Genomic DNA, 16159 nt, shown 5'->3' with positions numbered 1-16159 from the left:
CGATTATCGCGTGCGTTGTGTTATCGTCGCCTCTGTTTCCCGGAGGCGACATGGAAGATCGTTCGGCAAAATATCGCGCATTCTATGCGCAGTTGATCTGCGCCGCGGCGAAGACCGCGGATCCCCGTATCGAGGAGGCTTTTCGGACCGTGAGGCGCGAGCCTTTCGCCGGGCCCGGGCCGTGGTCGATCTGTCTCGGCGGCCACCCCTATGTCGTGACGCCCGATGATGATCCCGCGTTCCTCTATCAGAACACGCTGCTGGCGCTCGACAGCACGCGTGGTCTCAATATCGGGATGCCCGGTGCGCACGCCTATTGGCTCAGCGGCTGCGCCGTGAAGGAAGGCGAGACCGTGATCCAGATCGGCGCGGGGAGCGGCTATTACACCGCGATCCTCGCGCATCTCGTCGGCCCCGGCGGCCGCATCCATGCCTATGAGATCGACGAACGTCTGGCAGGGCTTGCGCGCGCGAATCTGAAGGACATCGCCCATGCGGATGTGCGCGACCGTTCGGGCATCGCGTCCGATCTGCCCAAAGCCGACGTGATCTATGTCTGCGCGGGTGCGGCGCAGCCGGCGGCCGAATGGCTCGATGCGCTGCGGCCCGGCGGGCGGCTGGTGTTTCCGCTTGCGCCCGAAGGCATGCTCGGCGGCATGCTGATGATCGCGCGCCCGGACGACGGCGTGATCTGGCCGGCGAAATTCCTCAGCCGTGCCCAGTTCATCGGCTGCGCGGGATTGCAGGATGCGGACGCCGGCCGGCGATTGGCCGAGGCGTTCTCAGGAGGATGGGAGAGCGTGCAGTCATTGCGGAGAGAAGGCGCCCCCGACCAGACATGCTGGTTCGCCGGTGAGGGCTGGTGGCTTTCGACGGCGCCTGCGCCTGTCCTTACGGATCCGACTCCGTCCCACGCCGACATCACGCAGGCCTAGCGGGTCACACGCGCCTTACGACCGCGTGCACCCGGCGCACTGCAACCGGCCGCGCGAGGCGCGGAACAGGCTGCGGCAATACCAGCGGCGCGCCAGCGCCTGCGCGGGCTTGCGGATCATCTGCGCCATCAACAAGAGTTCGAAAGCCATTCGTATCGCTTTTGGTCAAATATCCTGCCCACAGAGATGGGGCGGCATTCCCGAAAGAGAATGCCGCCCGCGGCGCATCAGCCATGCAGTCGATCGTAAAGCTTAACTGCGAGGCTCAGCCGTGCAGCTAGCCGTGCAGTTTCCTGGCGGTCTCCGCGATCTGGCGCCCCTGATAGCGCGCGCCGGCGAGCTCGTTGGCGCTGGGCTGGCGGCTGCCGTCACCGCCGGTGATCGTGGTGGCGCCGTAGGGCGCGCCGCCGGTGATTTCGTCGAGCTTCATCTGGCCGGCGAAGCCGTAGTTCATGCCGACCACGACCATGCCGAAATGCAAGAGGTTGGTGATGATCGAGAACAGCGTCGTCTCCTGGCCGCCATGCTGGGTCGCGCTGGATGTAAAGGCGCCGCCGACCTTGCCGTGCAGTGCGCCCTTGGCCCAGAGCCCGCCGGCCTGATCGAGGAAGTTCGCCATCTGCGAGGCCATCCGGCCGAAGCGGGTGCCGGTGCCGACGATGATCGCATCGTAATTGGTGAGATCCTCGATCTTGGCGATCGGCGCGGCCTGGTCGACCTTGTAATACGAGGCTTTCGCGACTTCGGCCGGAACCAGCTCGGGCACGCGCTTGACGTCGACGGTGGCTCCGGCTTCGCGCGCGCCTTCGGCAACGGCATTGGCCATCGCTTCGATGTGGCCGTAGGCGGAATAATACAGGACAAGAACTTTGGTCATGGTGGTCTCCGTTGGATGATGAGGTGAGTTGTTTTGTTCGCTGTCGTTGCCGGGCTTGACCCGCCTGCGAGGCCGAAGCCTCTTCGGCGTGGCGGAGGCCCGGCAACCCATCGCTCTTCAACGACTCTTGCGAAGGCGATGGATGCCCGGCTCAAGGCCGGGCATGACGAGTTGGGGTGGGTTGGCGCGCTTACGCCGCGTCGACGAGCACGAGCTCGGAGTCTTCGAGAGCCGTGATCTTCAGCCTGCTCTCGTCGCGGATCGCGGCGCCGTCACGGGCGTTGACGCGCACGCCGTTGATCTCGACCGAGCCTGCCGCGGGCACCAGGTAGAGATGCCGCGACTTCTGCGGCTCGTACTCCGCGCTTTCGCCGGCCTTCAGCGTGGTGGCGAGCACCCGCGCATCGGCGCGGATCGGCAGTGCGTCCGTGTCGTCCTCGAAACCGCTCGCGATGGTGACGAGCTTGCCGGAGCGGTCCGCCTTCGGAAACGGCTTCGAGCCCCAGGTCGGCTGTCCGCCGCGCGTCACAGGCTCGATCCAGATCTGGAAGATCCGGGTCTTGCTCGGCTCGAGATTGTACTCGGAATGACGGATGCCGCTGCCGGCGCTCATCACCTGCACGTCGCCGGCCTCGGTCCGTCCCTCGTTGCCGAGGCTGTCCTGATGGGTGATCGCGCCTTCGCGCACATAGGTGATGATTTCCATGTTGGCGTGGGGATGGGCGGGAAAGCCGGTGTTCGGCGCGATCTCGTCGTCGTTCCACACCCGCAAGGCACCGTGACCCATGTTGTCGGGGTCGTAATGGCCTGCGAAGGAGAAATGATGCTTGGCCTTGAGCCAGCCGTGATCGGCGCCGCCGAGCTTGGCGAAAGGTCTGAGTTCGATCATGTGCGTAATTCCTTGGATTGAGCGGGTGGCGCCTTGCTCAGGCGCCGAACCCGCCGTCGACATTGAGCACGGTGCCGGTGACGAAGGAGGCCTCCGGGCTTGCGAGGAAGACCACGCCGGCGGCGACTTCCTCGGGGCGGCCGAAGCGCTGGAGCGCGTGCTGCTTGCGCTGGGCTTCGGCGAAGTCGCGGTCGTCGTCCGGGTTCATGTCGGTGTTGATCGAGCCGGGCTGCACGACGTTGACGGTGATGCCGCGCGGGCCGAGGTCACGCGCCGCGCCCTTGGTGTAGCCGACCACGGCCGCCTTGGTGGCGACGTAGTCGGCAAGGCCGGGGTACGATGCGCGGTCGGCCAGCATCGAGCCGACCGTGACGATGCGGCCGCCTTCGCCCATCAACTGCGAGGCGGCGCGGATCGCCGCGATCACGCCACGCACGTTGACCGAATCCTGGCGGGCGAGGGCGTCGGTGTCGGCATTGGCATCGTCGATCGCACCGCCCGCGGCGACGCCGGCATTGTTGACGAGAATGTCGAGATGGCCGAATTCCTTCGCCACGTCGTTGACGAGCTTCGTGACGTCCTTGGCCGAGGCCTGGTCGGCCTTGAAGGCACGGGCCTTGACGCCCCTGGCCTTCAGCTCAGTAACGACGGCTTCAGCCTTGTCGGGCGAGGCGACATAGCTGATGGCGATATCCGCGCCTTCATCGGCGAGCGCGCGGGCAGAGGCCGCGCCGATGCCGCGCGAGCCGCCGGTGACGAGGGCAACCTTGCCTGAGAGCTTCTTGGTCATTGGATTTCTCCATTCCCTGGGTTTGCGATTGACCCTTGGATAAGCCTTCGCCTGTGGTATAAAAATAGAAACTGTAGAAACGAATTGTTTCCCTAAATAGCCCAATTGGACCGGCCCCATGGCAAAACTCCCCGATTTCGAGGCGCTCGCGATTTTCGCAAAAGTCGTGGAATTACGGTCGTTTGCGGGCGCCGCGAGCGAGCTTGCGATGTCCAAGGCGACGGTGTCGAAGGCCGTCACCCGGCTGGAGGAGCGGCTCGGCGCGCGGCTGTTCAACCGCACCTCGCGCCGGCTCGCACTGACCGATGCCGGGCACAAGCTCGCCGAGCGCGCCACGCGCCTGCTGGCCGATGGCGAGGCGGCGGAGAACGAGGCGCTGGCGCAGTCGGTGGCGCCGCGCGGCCTGGTGCGGCTTGCCGTGCCCATGACGTTCGGGATCAAGGCGGTGGCGCCGCTGCTGCCGGAGTTCTTCGAGACCTATCCGGAAGTCTCGGTCGATCTGCATCTGAGCGATGCGACCATCGACCTGATCGGCGAGGGCTTCGACATGGCGGTGCGGATCGCGCGGCTGCCGGATTCCTCGCTGATCGCACGGCGGCTCTTCACCATGCCGCGCTTCACGGTGGCGGCGCCGTCCTACCTCAAGCGTCACGGACGGCCGACGCATCCGATGCATCTGGCCGAGCACAAATGCTTCAGCTATGCCTATCTCTCGACGCCCAATGTCTGGCACTACACCAATTCCGCCGGCGAGCAGGCGAGCGTGCGCCCGGGCGGCCAGCTTCGTGTCAACAACGGTGAAGCGGTGATGCCGGCGCTGATCGCCGGCCTCGGCATCGCCGAGCTTCCCGAATTCATCGTCGGCGAGGCCATCTCCTCCGGCGAGGTCGAGGTGATCCTGAAGGACTGGAAGCAGGCCGAAGGCGCCGTGCACCTGGTGACGCCGCCCGGCGGTCCACGCCCCGCGCGCGTCGAAGCGCTCGGCGATTTTCTCGCGGCAAAGCTGCCGGGCACCTGCAAGCGGCGGACGCGAGGAAAATCCAGGGTGGTGTGACTACGACACTTTCACGCCGTTGTTTGCGACAATTCGCAAGTTCGGCCTCAGCGTCTCTTCCAGCTCCGATTTCAATTCGTGGACGCGCGGATCCGTCGAGTGTGCCGCGCAGACTGCGTATTGGTGGACCGATTGCGCCAATGCGCGCCGTGCTTCCGGGGTTCGCGTCACGTCGGGCTTCGACAGCCGCAGCACGATCGCAGCGAGATTCACCAGCATCTCGTCCAACGCGACGTCAATGGTCCGAAGATTGCGCATCACTCACTCCCTGGGAGGGCAACAGCGAGCCCAGGCATGCGTTCCGGGCCGGACCGGACATGGTTAACCCTTCGTAAACGTCTTGTTCTTGCCGATCGCCACGCTAGGCTAACTGCGAAACAAAGAAAATCGAGGGGAGGGACCATCATGGATCGACGCGATCTCTTGCGCGCGGTTGCGGCATTGCCGTTGTTGCGGGCTGCGTCACCGGATCAGGCGTTCGCGCAGGGCTATCCGGCCCGCAACATCACCATGATCGTGCCGTTTCCGGCCGGCGGCCAGGCCGATCTCGCCGCGCGCCCCGTGGCCATGGCGCTGGAGCGGATCCTCGGCAAGCCCGTGATCGTCGACAACCGCGCCGGAGGCGGCGGTGGATCGGTCGGCAATGCCGCGGCGGCGCGCGCCGAGCCCGACGGTTACACGCTGCTGATGACCCTCTCGTCGCTCGCGGTACTGCCGGAGGCCGACCGGCTGTTCGACCGTCCCGTCGCCTATGAAGTCTCGCAGTTCATGCCGATCGCGCGCGTGCTCGCCGATCCCACGCTGCTCGCGGTGCCGGTCTCGGCGCCATGGAAGACCGCGCAGGATTTCATCGAGGACGCGAAGAAGCGGCCGGGCCAGATCACCTATGGCTCGTCCGGACCGTACGGCACGCTGCATGTGGCGATGGAGATGTTTGCGAACAGCGCCGGCATCAAGTTGCTGCATGTGCCGTTCCGCGGCGCGGGTCCCGCGCTCACCGCGTTGCTCAGCGGCACCGTGCAGGCAATCGCGGCCGCGCCCGGCACGCTGAAGCCGCAGGTCGATGACGGCAAGCTGCGCGTGCTCGGCAATTGCGGCGCGCGACGCATCGCGAGTTTCCCCGAGGTGCCGACCTTCCAGGAGCTCGGTTACAAGGATGTCGAGATGTACATCTGGGCCGGGCTCTTTGCACAGAGCTCTCTTCCTGCGCCGATCGCGACCCGGCTACGCGAGGCGATGGCGCAGGTGATGACAAGTCCGGACGTCCTCAAGACTTTCGAGGCCTCCGGCAGTCTCGTCGCCTATCAGGACGCGCCGGAGTTCTCGCGTTTCGTCGCCGACGATAGTGCGCGCCTGATCGCCGCGGTGAAGAAGATCGGCCGGGTGGAGTAGGGGCCCGCCTCAGAATTCGCTGCGGACCGTGCCCCGCAGGGTGTGCCGGTCGAGACCCGGTGCGAACGCGCCCTCATAGGAGGCCTTGAACGACGTCGCAGCAGTGAGATCCCACCGGATCTCGGCACCGGTGAGTGCCGCCGTGCGTGCCCGTTCGACACCCGTGATCACGATCGGAATGCCCGGCGCGCCGTCGAAGGCAGCGGTCATGGACGGCGCATTGCCGGAAAACTCATGGCGTATGGCAAGTGTCGCGCCGAACTGCGCCGCGCGACCGTTCGGCATCATGGTGTAGTAAAGCGCCCGCAGACCGGCCGTGCCATAAGCGGTGTCGAAGCCGCCGGCTCGCACCACCTGATTCACGCCGGATGCACCGGTCTCGGAAAAGCCGTTTTGGCGCGTCGAATACCAGTCGGCCTTGGCGAACGGCTCGGCTGTTACACCCCGTCCCACGTCGAACGGCCGCGCGATGCCGAGCGATGCGGCAAAGGTGTGGGCATGCGAGGAGCCGGTCGCGGTTTCTCCCAGGAACGAGATCGTGCGCGAGGATTCGAGCGCCGCGAAGGAATAGCTGATCGCGGAGGCGAGATTGAATCCGCCGCTCTCGCCACGCGCGTAGAAGCCGCCATGACCGGCATTGGCCTCGATGCTGTCGGCGCGGCCCGCCGTCCGCAGCTTGCCGGTCGAGGCGCCGACCGCGAGACCGGCGGTGAGGCCCGTCGTGCGCCACAGATCGACGCCGAGCGCGGCGCCGCCGACGCTTGCATTTGTTCCGAAGGCGATGTCGGTCGCCGCCACCTTGTCCCAATTGCCGTAACCGCCAAACCATACGCTCTGCGCGGGTGCGGCGCGGCGCGCGCCGAGCGCCTTGCCGATCGGGTCGGCCGACTCCGGGGCGTAGGAGGACACCGACATGCGCAAGGTCTCGCCGCGCGATTGCGTGCCGGCGTTCCACATGAAGCCCTGGAACGCATCGGCCTGGTCCACGGTGAAGCGGCGTCCATCGGCGTGAATTTGCCCGGCGAGATCGTCGAGACCGGCCTTGATGCCCGGCGTATTGAGCGCAGCGAGCGTGTTGATGGCGGTGGCGAGCGGCCCGGATGCCCCGCCAAGCTGCGCCTGGTCCAGCGCCGTGCTGACCGCAGACTGGTTCGGCGTCAGCCCGGTCAGGGTTCCGAAGGCTGCAACCTGCTGCAGCAGGAAATACACATTGTTGGAGTCGTAGCTGAGCTGCCCTGAAGCCAGCGGCGTACTCAGCGGCGCCAGCGACGCGAAAGTGCCGGTGACGCCGCCGGTCGCGGTGACAATCGTATATTGGGTATTGGCGAGGAAGCCCGTGCCGAGCGGCACGATCTGCACCGTGCCGCCGTTGAGGGTTGCGGTGCCGGTTGCAGCGATCTTGTCGGATTGGCCGGCGGCGTTGATTTCGACCTGGTAGGTCGAACCGGCATTGAAGGTGACGTTGCCGCTGACATTGAGAGTCCCGATCGAATTGCCGGGGGCAACCGTGCCGCCATTGTTGACGACGATGCCGCCGACTGTGCCGGTGCCGCCGAGATAGCCGCCACTGACGGTGACGACGGACGGCAACGTGCCGTTCACGATCAGGCCGCCGGCTTCCACCGTCGTCGCGCCGTTGAAGGCGGTGGCGCCGGTGAGTGTCCAGACCGAGGGGCCAGTCTTGGTCAATTGCTCGAACTCATCATATTGCAGGAAGGCACCGAGATTGCCGAGGTCGAACGTTGCGCTTCCGGTGCCGCCAAGTTTCAGCGTGTCGGTGCCGGTGCCACCAAGCACACGCCCGGTGATCGTCGAGCCGGGAGTGACGGTGAGCACGTCATCACCGCCGAACAGGTCGATCGCTCCGCTGCCGCCGCCCGAAATGGTTCCGGAATTGAGGATAGTGTCGGTGCCGGAAGAGCCCTGGATGGCGATGAAGAAGCCGCCGGAGATCGTGCCGGCATTGATGAGGGTGTTGCCGCCGGCAATGAATTGCACGCCGGTATGGCCGCCACCGATGGACCCGCCCTGATAAACAGTGACGACATTGGCGTTCGACGTACCGCTTATTCGGAGTCCCGTCGTGTTTCCTCCGGTGCCGACTGCCGTCCCGCGAATGTTGACGAGATTATCGTTCGAATTGTCGATGACGATCGCCGCTTCGGCGTTGCCTGTGCCCTCAGCAATCGCACCGACCGCGAGCGTGACGCTGTTGTTGTTCGAGCCGTTGGACAGGAGGACGGCTCCGCTATAGGTGGAGACCGTGGCCTGGTTATTTATGGTCACATTCGAATTAGATGTGCTGTCGTAAACGATCGCGGGAATTCCGGCGCCGGGCAGGAGCGATGTCAACGTACCATCGCCGATATTGACCGTGACGTTGCTGCCGCCTGTGGCGTTGATATGGTCAGTATTGCCGAGGCCGGTGCAGGTCGCAACGTCACCCGAATTGAGCGCGCCGATGACGCCGGTGCCGGCCACGGTGCAGGCTCCGAACGCCGGATCGGGTGCCAGCGAGAGCAGTCCCCCGAGCATGATCGGCGCCAGCGCCGTCGTGACGAGCAGCCTGTTGCGCAGGACGGTCGCCGTCACGGCGTCTTGCGCGGAGGTCTGTATTCCAATCGGCATCGACAATTCCCTTGTAGCAGTCTCCGAACTGCTAGCGGGAACGGCGCGGCGCTTCTTGGAGCCATGCGAAACGCATTATGGCTGAAGGCGCAAGGACGCCGGTTTGCGCCGGCCTGTTGCGGCGATGCCACGGACGGCCGGGCCGGCGACGTGACGCGTTGACGCACCAACTGGACAAAGGCGCAAATCTCTATGGCCTGGCGCGCAACCTTGCTTGCGGCGCGTTGCGCGCAGCCGCCAATGCGATATTGATGTTCCGCTACACCAGCCTGGAGACGCGCGCCTATGGCGGCCGATGACCAATTGATCCATGGCGCGCCGCGCCTCGGCTATGCCGGCGAGCCGCATGGGCCGGCCTATGAGATGTGGCGGGAGGAATTTTGCCGCCGTGTGATGGCAGCCGATCTTGCGCCTTTGTCCGACGGCTCTTTTCACTGCGACGTCAAGGCGCTGATGTTGCCGCAGGCAACGGTATCCTTCTGCAGCGGTACGCCGATCAGATTTATGACGCTTAGCGCCAGCGACAATCTGGCGTTGCTGATCGCGCCGGATTCGCCGTTGCACGCTGTCATGGGCCGTCGTGCGCTCGAAGTCGCGCCGCTGGGCATCAGCCTCATCGACGCCTCCATCAAGGGCGCATTCGTTTCGCAGCTCGAGGAGGGCGGGAACAAGGCCGCCTTGTTCGACCGCAAGACGCTGCTGTCTTATTGCCCCGATGCCGAAGATAGCGTTGCGCGACCGCTCGATCACAACCCCGCGCTCACTGCGCTGCTGCATCGATATTACGACTTCGCGGTTCAGCACGCCCCGGGACTCGATGCGCTGGCGCAGTACACCGTTTCGCAACACCTGATGGATTTGATGGTGCTGGTGCTCGGCGGCAGGCGCGACGCCACCGAACAGGCGAAAGAGCGCGGCCTCGCCGCGGCTCGGCTGGAAGCCATCAAGGCCGACATTGTGGCGCGGCTCGGCGATGGCAGCCTCACGCTCGCCGACCTCGCGCGGCGCCATCGCGCCAGCCCTCGCACCATTCAATTACTGTTCGAGCGCAGCGGCGTCACGTTCTCGGAGTTCGTGCTGGAGCAGCGGCTACTGCGGGCGGCACGACTGCTGCGCGATCCGAGGCACCGGACGGGCAAGATCAGCGACATCGCCCATCTCTCCGGCTTCAACGACGTCTCGTATTTTCACCGGACATTTCGGCGACGTTTCGGCATGACGCCGCTGGACGCGAAAGCGCGGCACGCGGAAACGGGCGAAAAGCCGTAGTCGGAAGGACGTCTTTGATTTGTCCTCGATCTCGTGGCGCAAGTGGCGGCGCGAGAGGTTTCGTCGCCGCCAATCGCGGCGGTGAAGATCGGCAAAATCGAATAGGTTCCAACGCCCCGCTTTCACATTTTTTTGTTAGTCCAGAACCAGCTCGCGTCTCATTGATTGAAGAGAATTCGAGAGAATCGAGAAGGATCGGGACATGCGAACAGAGCGGATTGTGCTGGGTGTGGCCCTTGCGATCGGCGGCATCGTCGCGCAGGGCGCAGCATTCGCCGAAGAATATCGCGGGACGATGGAACAGCAGATGGCCTGTACGCCCGATGTGTGGCGCCTGTGCAGCGACCAGATTCCCGACGTGAGCCGCATTACGGCTTGCTTGCAACAGAACACGCCACAGCTCTCCAGCGGCTGCCGTGCGGTGTTCCAGTCCAATAACCAGATGCAGCCGCAGCAGCCGGTCCCGCGAGGGCGGGCCGCGCCGCCACCGCGCTACAATGCTGTGCCGCCACCTCCGCCGGCGCAGCCGCGGCCTTACGATGACGACGACTAGCGCTCCCTGGCGCATGCAGCGGTAGGCGCGAAGATGCGGTCGTGCCGCCTCGTTCAGCGCTCTCCCTTGCGGTCCGATTCAGGTCGAGCTCGAAGCGCCGTCTGCAAGACGGCACCGAAGAGAATGGCTGCGACTGGCCAATGGAACCAGATCTTATGGCTAGTGAAAACATTGATCAGAATCAGAAAGGCCGAGATCGTGAGGGCTGCTGCAATCGGGCGGGGCAGCTTCGCTAGCCAATCCGACACGACTTGCGTCCACGAGGATGGCTCGTGCCTGTCGCCAGTCCGCGGAGCACGAGCTGTCTCTCGGGGAGTTGGGCTTTCCGCGATCGGGAAGCTCCCTTGCCCGGCGGTCCGGCCGCCCAAGGTCAACCGATAGCTGGTCAGGGGAGCAATGTTCTTCATGGGGCGCTGGCCGAGACAGTCGAAGCCAACGGATAATTTGTTGTGCACCTGATCGTAGACGGAGCTCGAGATCACGACGCCGCCGGGTTCTGCGAGTTCTTGCAGCCGCGACGCGATATTGACCCCGTCGCCATAGATGTCGGAGCCGTCCACCATCACATCGCCGAGGTTGATGCCGATGCGAAACCGCATCGGGTTCGCCTGAGGCGCGTCCGAATCCTGATGGGAGATTTCCTGCTGAATCTCGACCGCGCATTGCACGGCCTCGACGACGCTGGCGAACTCGGCGATCACGGCATCGCCCCAGGTATTCACGATGCGGCCGTCGTGACGCTCGACCAAGCGCGCAATGGCCGTGCGGTAGCGGCGGAGCGTCTCCAGCGTTCCGGTCTCGTCTGCTTCCATGAGACGAGAATAGCCGTACACGTCAGCGCACAGCACGGTGGTCAGTCGTCGTTTCACCTTGTCGTCGGTCATAGTTCTTACATTAGCCTCCCTGACCGGCAAATGCATCAGGCGTCCCGCAGCGGCCTTACGGCCTGACTTCACAGACATCGATCCATTCGGCAGCGGTGAGCTCGGCCATCCGCTCGGGCGTGATGCGCACTGCGCTGTGGGTCGAGCCTGCGGCCGGCACCACCACGTCGAATGCCTTCAGCGACACGTCGCAATAGACCGGCAACGGTGACTTCAGTCCGAACGGGCAGACGCCGCCGACCTCGTGGCCGGTGATCTCCGCGACCTCTTCCAGCCCCAGCATCTTCGGCTTGCCGCCGAACTGCGCCTTCACCTTCTTGTTGTCCATCCGCGAGGTGCCGCTGGCGACGATCAGGATCACGCGCTCGCCGATGCGCAGGGACAGCGTCTTGGCGATCCGGCCGGGCTCGACCCCGTAGGCTTCAGCGGCCAGCGCCACCGTGGCGGAGCTGATCGGGGATTCGAAGACGGAGATGTCGGGGGCATTCTCGGCGAAGAAGGCGCGAACGGATTCAAGGCTCATTGACGACGGCTCATTCCAGACTTGCGGGCGGGCGGCGATCCCTGGGTCATCCCTGGATGATTCCGGGCAGCTCCGACAGCGCGCGGACACGATGATCCGGTGCAAATCCGAGCTCATCCATCTGGGTGCGGATCGCCTTGAACAGGGTGAGCGGTGCCACGAGTTCGGTCTCGACGCAAGCCAGTGCCATCGCCTCGGGCGTCACCCGTTCGATCCAGGCGACGTTCAATCCATACGACTTCGCGCCCGCGACGTCCCAGGGATTCGAGGAGACGAACAGAACCTCGTCAGGTGCGGTAGCTAGCACCTCGCCGATCAGCTCATAGGCCTCCGGGCTCGGCTTGAAGATCTTCCTGGCATCGACGCTGATGGTGGCATCGAGCAGGCGGTCGAGACCGGAGTTGCGCACGAGCGCATCGAGCATCTCCGGGCTGCCGTTGGAGAGGATGGCGAGCTTGCGCGGCTTCAGCGCCGCGAGCGCGCTTGCGGCGTCCGGATAGAGATCGAGATGCAGATATTTCTCGATGACGCGCTCGAACGCCTCGCTCTCGTAAGCGAGCCCGAGCACGCGCAGCGTATAGGCCAGCGAGTCGCGCGTCACAGTGGTAAAATCCTGGTAGCGCCGCATCAGCGAGCGCAACCAGGTGTATTCGAGCTGCTTGATCCGCCAGACCTGCGTGATGATCTCGCCATAGCCCGGAAACGCATCCTCGGTGATGTCAGCGACCGACTGGATGTCGTAGAGCGTTCCGTAGGCGTCGAAGACGACGGCTTTGAGGCTCATTGGCTCGCTCCTTTGGGATCTTTGCGGGGGGCGCACGGACAATACCGAAACGGCCCGGTGCGCGACAAGGTCGGAACCTTCTTCAAGAAATCGTCACCCCGCCGATCTCGCGCAGCAGATTGACACTGCCGCCGGCAGGCGTTTAATTCGGGGCACGGGGATTTGCGATCTCCCCGCGAGGCGACATGCCCAAGTATCGCGTCCTGGTCACCAAGGACGCTGCATGTCTTCTTTCATCGCGATCTCATCACAGAAATTGTCCGGTCAATTGGTGCCGCCAGCGCGCCGGCCCTCGTCGATGTCCGTATCGACGAGGACCGCGCGGTCTATTTGCGCACGCGACAGGACGGCGAGCACCAAGAGCTAGCGAGCACACGGGGGACGTTGGGGACGATGATCAAGTGGAGGACTCCATGACCACGAATACCGACCGCCGAGACTTCATCAGGGGCGTGGGGGCCGCCGCGGCATCAACAGTAATACTCGCGGGGACGCAAGCACTAGCGCAAGCCAATCAGCCAACAGGAGCCAAGCCAATGACATACCAGCCCAAGCCGATGCCGTTCGATCCGAAATCCATTGCCGGCATCTCGGAGAAGGTGCTCGTCAGCCACTACGAGAACAACTATGTCGGCGCCGTAAAGCGACTCAACGCGATCGGAACGCAACTCGCCGAGCTCGACTTCGCGAAAGCTCCGAACTTCGTCATCAACGGCCTGAAGCGCGAGGAACTCGTCGCGTCAAACTCGATGATCCTCCATGAAATCTATTTCGACGGGCTCGGCGGTGCCGGCAAGCCGAGCACACCACTTGCCGACGCGATCGCGCGCGATTTCGGCAGCATGGAGCGGTGGCGCGCGGAGTTCTCCGCCATGGGCAAGGCCGAAGGCGGTGGCTCCGGCTGGGTGATTCTTTCCTACTCGCCGCGCGACAAGCGGCTGGTCAATCAGTGGGCCGCCGACCACACGACGACGCTGGCCGGCGGACGCCCCGTGCTGGTGCTCGACATGTATGAGCACGCCTATCACATGGATTATGGCGCGGCGGCCGCGAAATATGTCGACATCTACATGGAGGCGATCAAATGGGACAACGCTGCAGCACTGTACGATCAATACAGGCGGGAAGCTTAGACGTCGTGCAAAGAATGAGCGTAGCGTTGTTGGGGGCGGCGTTGTTCCTATTGTTGGTGGAAGGAAACGCGATGGCAGAAACTGTCAATTTTGACAACGCAGCAACCGGCGCAGCGCCCCAAGGCTGGACTCTGACGATGACGGGTCGTGGCCGGCCCAAATGGACGGTCGAGGTGGAGTCGACGGCGCCAAGCAAGCCGAACGTCCTGAAACAATCCGGTCAGGCGACGTTTCCAGTGGCGCTCAGGAACGGCACCAGCATCCTGGACGGGTTCGTCGAGGTCAAGTTCAAGGCGATCGCAGGCTCCGAGGATCGTGCGGCCGGTATTGTCTGGCGCGCAAAGGATGCCGACAATTACTATGTCGTGCGGGCCAACGCGCTTGAAGACAATGTTGTGCTCTACAAGACGATCAAGGGTGTTCGCAGCGCGCTCGATATCGTCGGCCGGAAAGGCGGCTATGGCGTCAAAGTATCGGTGCCATCAGGTCAATGGCATTCCCTACGTTGCGAATTCGCGGGAAAGCTATTCAAGGTGACTTATGACGGCAAGCCGATGTTCGAGGTCGAGGACGAATCGATCAGGAATGCCGGCATGATCGGCTTGTGGACCAAGGCCGACAGTGTCACCGTATTCGACGACCTGACATACGGTGCGCTGAACTAGGTTACAGTCGGCGTCGACCTGCTCGCGTCGGAGAAACCATGCTCGCTCGAACCCTGCTTGCGGCCACCGTCCTGTTGATGCTCGCGCACCCGGCAATGGCGCAGGAGCCGCTCGCGACCTACAAATCCCTGAGTCCCGAGCTGGCGCTTGATCTGGCCCGGGCAGCGCTTGGCGATTGCCGAACACGCGGGTACCAGGTCGCCGTCGCGGTCGTCGATCGCTTCGGGGGGACACAGGTGATCCTTCGTGACAGGTTCGCAGGCGCTCACACCGTTTCAACGGCCTCGGGCAAGGCGTGGACCGCAGCAACATTCCGTACCAGCACCACCGAACTGAATGCCGTCAGCCAACCTGGCATGATGCAGGCCGGTATCCGCAATCTCCCCGGCACGGTCATTATAGGTGGCGGATTGATTGTCGAAGCGGGCGGTTCGCTGGTCGGAGCCGTCGGTGTGTCTGGGGCGCCTGGCGGTGATGCCGACGAAGCTTGCGCCAGGGCCGGAATCGACGCCATACGCGACAAGCTGGAGTTTTAGGGCCGCCTTGCCTGGCACAGGTCTGAGGCCTTGAGCGCTTGAGCGTGAGGGCTTCGGTCGCGGGATCGAAGCCCTCGATGCGCTGCGGTGATGAGTGCCCGCCTAGATCCCCAGCAGCTTGCGCGCGTTGGCCTTCAGCACCTTCGGCCGGATCTCGTCGCGGATGTCGATCTTGGCGAAGTCCGACAGCCAGCGGTCCGGCGTGATCACCGGCCAGTCCGAGCCGAACAGCATCTTGTCCTGGAGGATCGAGTTGATGTAGCGCACCAGGATCGGCGGGAAATACTTTGGCGACCATCCGGAGAGGTCGATGTAGACGTTCGGCTTGTGGGTCGCGACCGACAGCGCCTCCTCCTGCCAGGGGAAGGAGGGGTGGGCGAGGATGATCTTGAGGTCGGGGAAATCGGCCGCGACGTCGTCCATGTACATCGGGTTGGAATATTTCAGCCGCATGCCCATGCCGCCGGGCATGCCCGAGCCGACGCCGGTCTGGCCGGTGTGGAACAGCGCGATCGCGCCGCCATTGTTGATCTCTTCGTAGAGCGGATAGGCCATGCGGTCGTTGGCATAGAAGCCCTGCATGGTTGGATGGAATTTGAAGCCGCGCACCCCGTATTCCTCGATCAGCTTGCGCGCCTCGCGGGCGCCCAGCTTGCCCTTGTGCGGGTCGATCGAGACGAAGGGAATGAGGACGTCGAGATGGTCGGAGGCGACCTCCAGCATCTCGTAATTGTTGTAGCGGCGGAAACCGGTCTCGCGCTCGGCGTCGACCGGGAAGATCACGGCGGCGATGTTCTTGGAGCGGTAGTAGGCCGCGGTCTCCGGCACGGTCGGCGGATGCTTGTTCGGCGACTTGAAGTACTCCGCCATCTGCGCCTGGAAGTCGTCATAGCCGTCGTCGGCGTGGCAGCCGCAGGGCTCCTCGGCATGGGTGTGGATGTCGATCGCGACGACATCGTCGATGTTGGGCAGCTTCAGCTTCGGCATTGGTTTCCTCCCGACGGGTTGCCAAATTGATTATATGATATAACGAATTTGGCAAGCGTTGCCCCGAAGCGAACCGCAGTCGGCGGATCGGGCCGATCCGGCCGCTTCTACTGTGCATGGGGTTGTTTTCACGAATTTGCTGGTTCGGAACCTGGCGGTTAACATTGACATCACCTCCCGCGATGCCGTAAGAACCGCCCCGTCCCGGGCGGTCGGTCCGCCAGCGGGAAAAATCTCATTTTGCCACATTCGCGCGTGCC

General features: G+C 64.1%; 19 protein-coding genes. 9 read left to right on the top strand and 10 right to left on the bottom strand.

Translation table 11 applies throughout. The features are described 5' to 3' along the window. The first annotated feature begins 50 nt into the window (after positions 1-50). Positions 51-935: a protein-L-isoaspartate O-methyltransferase family protein gene (locus tag XI09_RS36700; protein ID WP_271571235.1), complete on the top strand. Its 885-nt coding sequence runs from the start codon at positions 51-53 to the stop codon at positions 933-935. 15 nt (positions 936-950) lie between these two features. Here the strand turns inward: XI09_RS36700 and XI09_RS36695 are convergent, their stop codons facing one another. The 4 genes from XI09_RS36695 to XI09_RS36680 form a co-directional block, all read right to left on the bottom strand. Continuing rightward, the gene (locus tag XI09_RS36695; RefSeq protein ID WP_271571234.1) at positions 951-1085 is read right to left on the bottom strand and encodes a hypothetical protein; all 135 of its coding nucleotides are present in this window, start codon (positions 1083-1085) and stop codon (positions 951-953) included. Positions 1086-1212: 127 nt separating this feature from the next. Then, positions 1213-1812 carry an NAD(P)H:quinone oxidoreductase gene (wrbA, locus tag XI09_RS36690; RefSeq protein ID WP_271571233.1) on the bottom strand — a complete coding sequence of 200 codons (600 nt, stop codon included), beginning with the start codon at positions 1810-1812 and terminating at the stop codon, positions 1213-1215. Between the two features lie 190 nt (positions 1813-2002). After that, positions 2003-2701 carry a pirin family protein gene (locus XI09_RS36685; protein WP_271571232.1) on the bottom strand — a complete coding sequence of 233 codons (699 nt, stop codon included), beginning with the start codon at positions 2699-2701 and terminating at the stop codon, positions 2003-2005. 37 nt (positions 2702-2738) lie between these two features. Continuing rightward, the gene (locus tag XI09_RS36680; protein ID WP_271571231.1) at positions 2739-3491 is read right to left on the bottom strand and encodes an SDR family NAD(P)-dependent oxidoreductase; all 753 of its coding nucleotides are present in this window, start codon (positions 3489-3491) and stop codon (positions 2739-2741) included. Positions 3492-3609: 118 nt separating this feature from the next. Here XI09_RS36680 and XI09_RS36675 point away from each other — a divergent pair, with 118 nt between their 5' ends. Beyond that, positions 3610-4545 (top strand): LysR family transcriptional regulator, encoded by a 936-nt coding sequence (locus XI09_RS36675; RefSeq protein WP_271571230.1) that lies wholly within the window; start codon positions 3610-3612, stop codon positions 4543-4545. On the opposite strand, the gene XI09_RS36670 is transcribed toward XI09_RS36675, so the two are convergent. Continuing rightward, positions 4546-4803 (bottom strand): hypothetical protein, encoded by a 258-nt coding sequence (locus XI09_RS36670; protein WP_271571229.1) that lies wholly within the window; start codon positions 4801-4803, stop codon positions 4546-4548. A gap of 147 nt (positions 4804-4950) precedes the next feature. On the opposite strand from XI09_RS36670, the gene XI09_RS36665 reads away from it, so the two are divergent. Next, the gene (locus tag XI09_RS36665; protein ID WP_271571228.1) at positions 4951-5937 is read left to right on the top strand and encodes a Bug family tripartite tricarboxylate transporter substrate binding protein; all 987 of its coding nucleotides are present in this window, start codon (positions 4951-4953) and stop codon (positions 5935-5937) included. Positions 5938-5946: 9 nt separating this feature from the next. Here XI09_RS36665 and XI09_RS36660 read toward each other — a convergent pair whose 3' ends face one another. Further along, complete coding sequence (locus tag XI09_RS36660; protein ID WP_271571227.1) at positions 5947-8565, bottom strand: autotransporter outer membrane beta-barrel domain-containing protein; 2619 nt, start codon at positions 8563-8565, stop codon at positions 5947-5949. Positions 8566-8723: 158 nt separating this feature from the next. On the opposite strand from XI09_RS36660, the gene XI09_RS36655 reads away from it, so the two are divergent. The 3 genes from XI09_RS36655 (at position 8724) to XI09_RS36645 (ending at position 10387) form a co-directional block, all read left to right on the top strand. Further along, positions 8724-8864 (top strand): hypothetical protein, encoded by a 141-nt coding sequence (locus XI09_RS36655; protein WP_271571226.1) that lies wholly within the window; start codon positions 8724-8726, stop codon positions 8862-8864. After that, positions 8851-9834 carry a helix-turn-helix transcriptional regulator gene (locus tag XI09_RS36650; protein WP_271571225.1) on the top strand — a complete coding sequence of 328 codons (984 nt, stop codon included), beginning with the start codon at positions 8851-8853 and terminating at the stop codon, positions 9832-9834. Before XI09_RS36655 ends, XI09_RS36650 begins: the two co-directional genes overlap by 14 nt. Positions 9835-10036: 202 nt before the next feature. After that, the gene (locus XI09_RS36645; protein WP_271571224.1) at positions 10037-10387 is read left to right on the top strand and encodes a hypothetical protein; all 351 of its coding nucleotides are present in this window, start codon (positions 10037-10039) and stop codon (positions 10385-10387) included. 53 nt (positions 10388-10440) lie between these two features. On the opposite strand, the gene XI09_RS36640 is transcribed toward XI09_RS36645, so the two are convergent. From XI09_RS36640 to XI09_RS36630, 3 genes are read right to left on the bottom strand one after another with little or no spacing between them, the layout of a single operon-like run. Beyond that, on the bottom strand, positions 10441-11271 hold the full coding sequence (locus tag XI09_RS36640; protein WP_271571223.1) for an adenylate/guanylate cyclase domain-containing protein: 831 nt from the start codon (positions 11269-11271) through the stop codon (positions 10441-10443). Between the two features lie 55 nt (positions 11272-11326). Continuing rightward, positions 11327-11794, bottom strand: coding sequence for a YbaK/EbsC family protein (locus XI09_RS36635; protein WP_271571222.1), 468 nt, complete (start codon positions 11792-11794; stop codon positions 11327-11329). A 46-nt stretch (positions 11795-11840) separates the two neighbouring features. Further along, positions 11841-12578 (bottom strand): haloacid dehalogenase type II, encoded by a 738-nt coding sequence (locus XI09_RS36630; RefSeq protein ID WP_271571221.1) that lies wholly within the window; start codon positions 12576-12578, stop codon positions 11841-11843. Positions 12579-13114: 536 nt separating this feature from the next. On the opposite strand from XI09_RS36630, the gene XI09_RS36625 reads away from it, so the two are divergent. From XI09_RS36625 to XI09_RS36615, 3 genes are read left to right on the top strand one after another with little or no spacing between them, the layout of a single operon-like run. Next, entirely contained in the window at positions 13115-13711 is a 597-nt protein-coding gene (locus XI09_RS36625) for a superoxide dismutase (RefSeq protein ID WP_092187514.1), read from the top strand. 14 nt (positions 13712-13725) lie between these two features. Beyond that, on the top strand, positions 13726-14376 hold the full coding sequence (locus XI09_RS36620) for a hypothetical protein (RefSeq protein ID WP_271571220.1): 651 nt from the start codon (positions 13726-13728) through the stop codon (positions 14374-14376). Positions 14377-14414: 38 nt separating this feature from the next. Further along, entirely contained in the window at positions 14415-14912 is a 498-nt protein-coding gene (locus XI09_RS36615; protein ID WP_271571219.1) for a GlcG/HbpS family heme-binding protein, read from the top strand. Between the two features lie 102 nt (positions 14913-15014). Here XI09_RS36615 and XI09_RS36610 read toward each other — a convergent pair whose 3' ends face one another. Continuing rightward, complete coding sequence (locus XI09_RS36610; RefSeq protein WP_011090280.1) at positions 15015-15899, bottom strand: 4-hydroxyphenyl-beta-ketoacyl-CoA hydrolase; 885 nt, start codon at positions 15897-15899, stop codon at positions 15015-15017. Positions 15900-16159 lie beyond the last annotated feature (260 nt).

The sequence above is a fragment of the Bradyrhizobium sp. CCBAU 11386 genome (assembly GCF_028128955.1).
In the GTDB taxonomy this organism is placed as follows: Bacteria; Pseudomonadota; Alphaproteobacteria; order Rhizobiales; family Xanthobacteraceae; genus Bradyrhizobium.
This window is presented reverse-complemented; position numbering and strand designations above follow the sequence as displayed.

Excerpts from the sequence above, each read along its gene's own strand:
- XI09_RS36700 (WP_271571235.1), top strand. The coding sequence starts at position 51 with ATGGAAGATCGTTCGGCAAAATATCGCGCATTCTATGCGCAGTTGATC.
- XI09_RS36695 (WP_271571234.1), bottom strand. The coding sequence starts at position 1,085 with ATGGCTTTCGAACTCTTGTTGATGGCGCAGATGATCCGCAAGCCCGCG.
- wrbA (WP_271571233.1), bottom strand. The coding sequence starts at position 1,812 with ATGACCAAAGTTCTTGTCCTGTATTATTCCGCCTACGGCCACATCGAA.
- XI09_RS36685 (WP_271571232.1), bottom strand. The coding sequence starts at position 2,701 with ATGATCGAACTCAGACCTTTCGCCAAGCTCGGCGGCGCCGATCACGGC.
- XI09_RS36680 (WP_271571231.1), bottom strand. The coding sequence starts at position 3,491 with ATGACCAAGAAGCTCTCAGGCAAGGTTGCCCTCGTCACCGGCGGCTCG.
- XI09_RS36675 (WP_271571230.1), top strand. The coding sequence starts at position 3,610 with ATGGCAAAACTCCCCGATTTCGAGGCGCTCGCGATTTTCGCAAAAGTC.
- XI09_RS36670 (WP_271571229.1), bottom strand. The coding sequence starts at position 4,803 with ATGCGCAATCTTCGGACCATTGACGTCGCGTTGGACGAGATGCTGGTG.
- XI09_RS36665 (WP_271571228.1), top strand. The coding sequence starts at position 4,951 with ATGGATCGACGCGATCTCTTGCGCGCGGTTGCGGCATTGCCGTTGTTG.
- XI09_RS36660 (WP_271571227.1), bottom strand. The coding sequence starts at position 8,565 with ATGCCGATTGGAATACAGACCTCCGCGCAAGACGCCGTGACGGCGACC.
- XI09_RS36650 (WP_271571225.1), top strand. The coding sequence starts at position 8,851 with ATGGCGGCCGATGACCAATTGATCCATGGCGCGCCGCGCCTCGGCTAT.
- XI09_RS36645 (WP_271571224.1), top strand. The coding sequence starts at position 10,037 with ATGCGAACAGAGCGGATTGTGCTGGGTGTGGCCCTTGCGATCGGCGGC.
- XI09_RS36640 (WP_271571223.1), bottom strand. The coding sequence starts at position 11,271 with ATGACCGACGACAAGGTGAAACGACGACTGACCACCGTGCTGTGCGCT.
- XI09_RS36635 (WP_271571222.1), bottom strand. The coding sequence starts at position 11,794 with ATGAGCCTTGAATCCGTTCGCGCCTTCTTCGCCGAGAATGCCCCCGAC.
- XI09_RS36630 (WP_271571221.1), bottom strand. The coding sequence starts at position 12,578 with ATGAGCCTCAAAGCCGTCGTCTTCGACGCCTACGGAACGCTCTACGAC.
- XI09_RS36625 (WP_092187514.1), top strand. The coding sequence starts at position 13,115 with ATGACATACCAGCCCAAGCCGATGCCGTTCGATCCGAAATCCATTGCC.
- XI09_RS36620 (WP_271571220.1), top strand. The coding sequence starts at position 13,726 with ATGAGCGTAGCGTTGTTGGGGGCGGCGTTGTTCCTATTGTTGGTGGAA.
- XI09_RS36615 (WP_271571219.1), top strand. The coding sequence starts at position 14,415 with ATGCTCGCTCGAACCCTGCTTGCGGCCACCGTCCTGTTGATGCTCGCG.
- XI09_RS36610 (WP_011090280.1), bottom strand. The coding sequence starts at position 15,899 with ATGCCGAAGCTGAAGCTGCCCAACATCGACGATGTCGTCGCGATCGAC.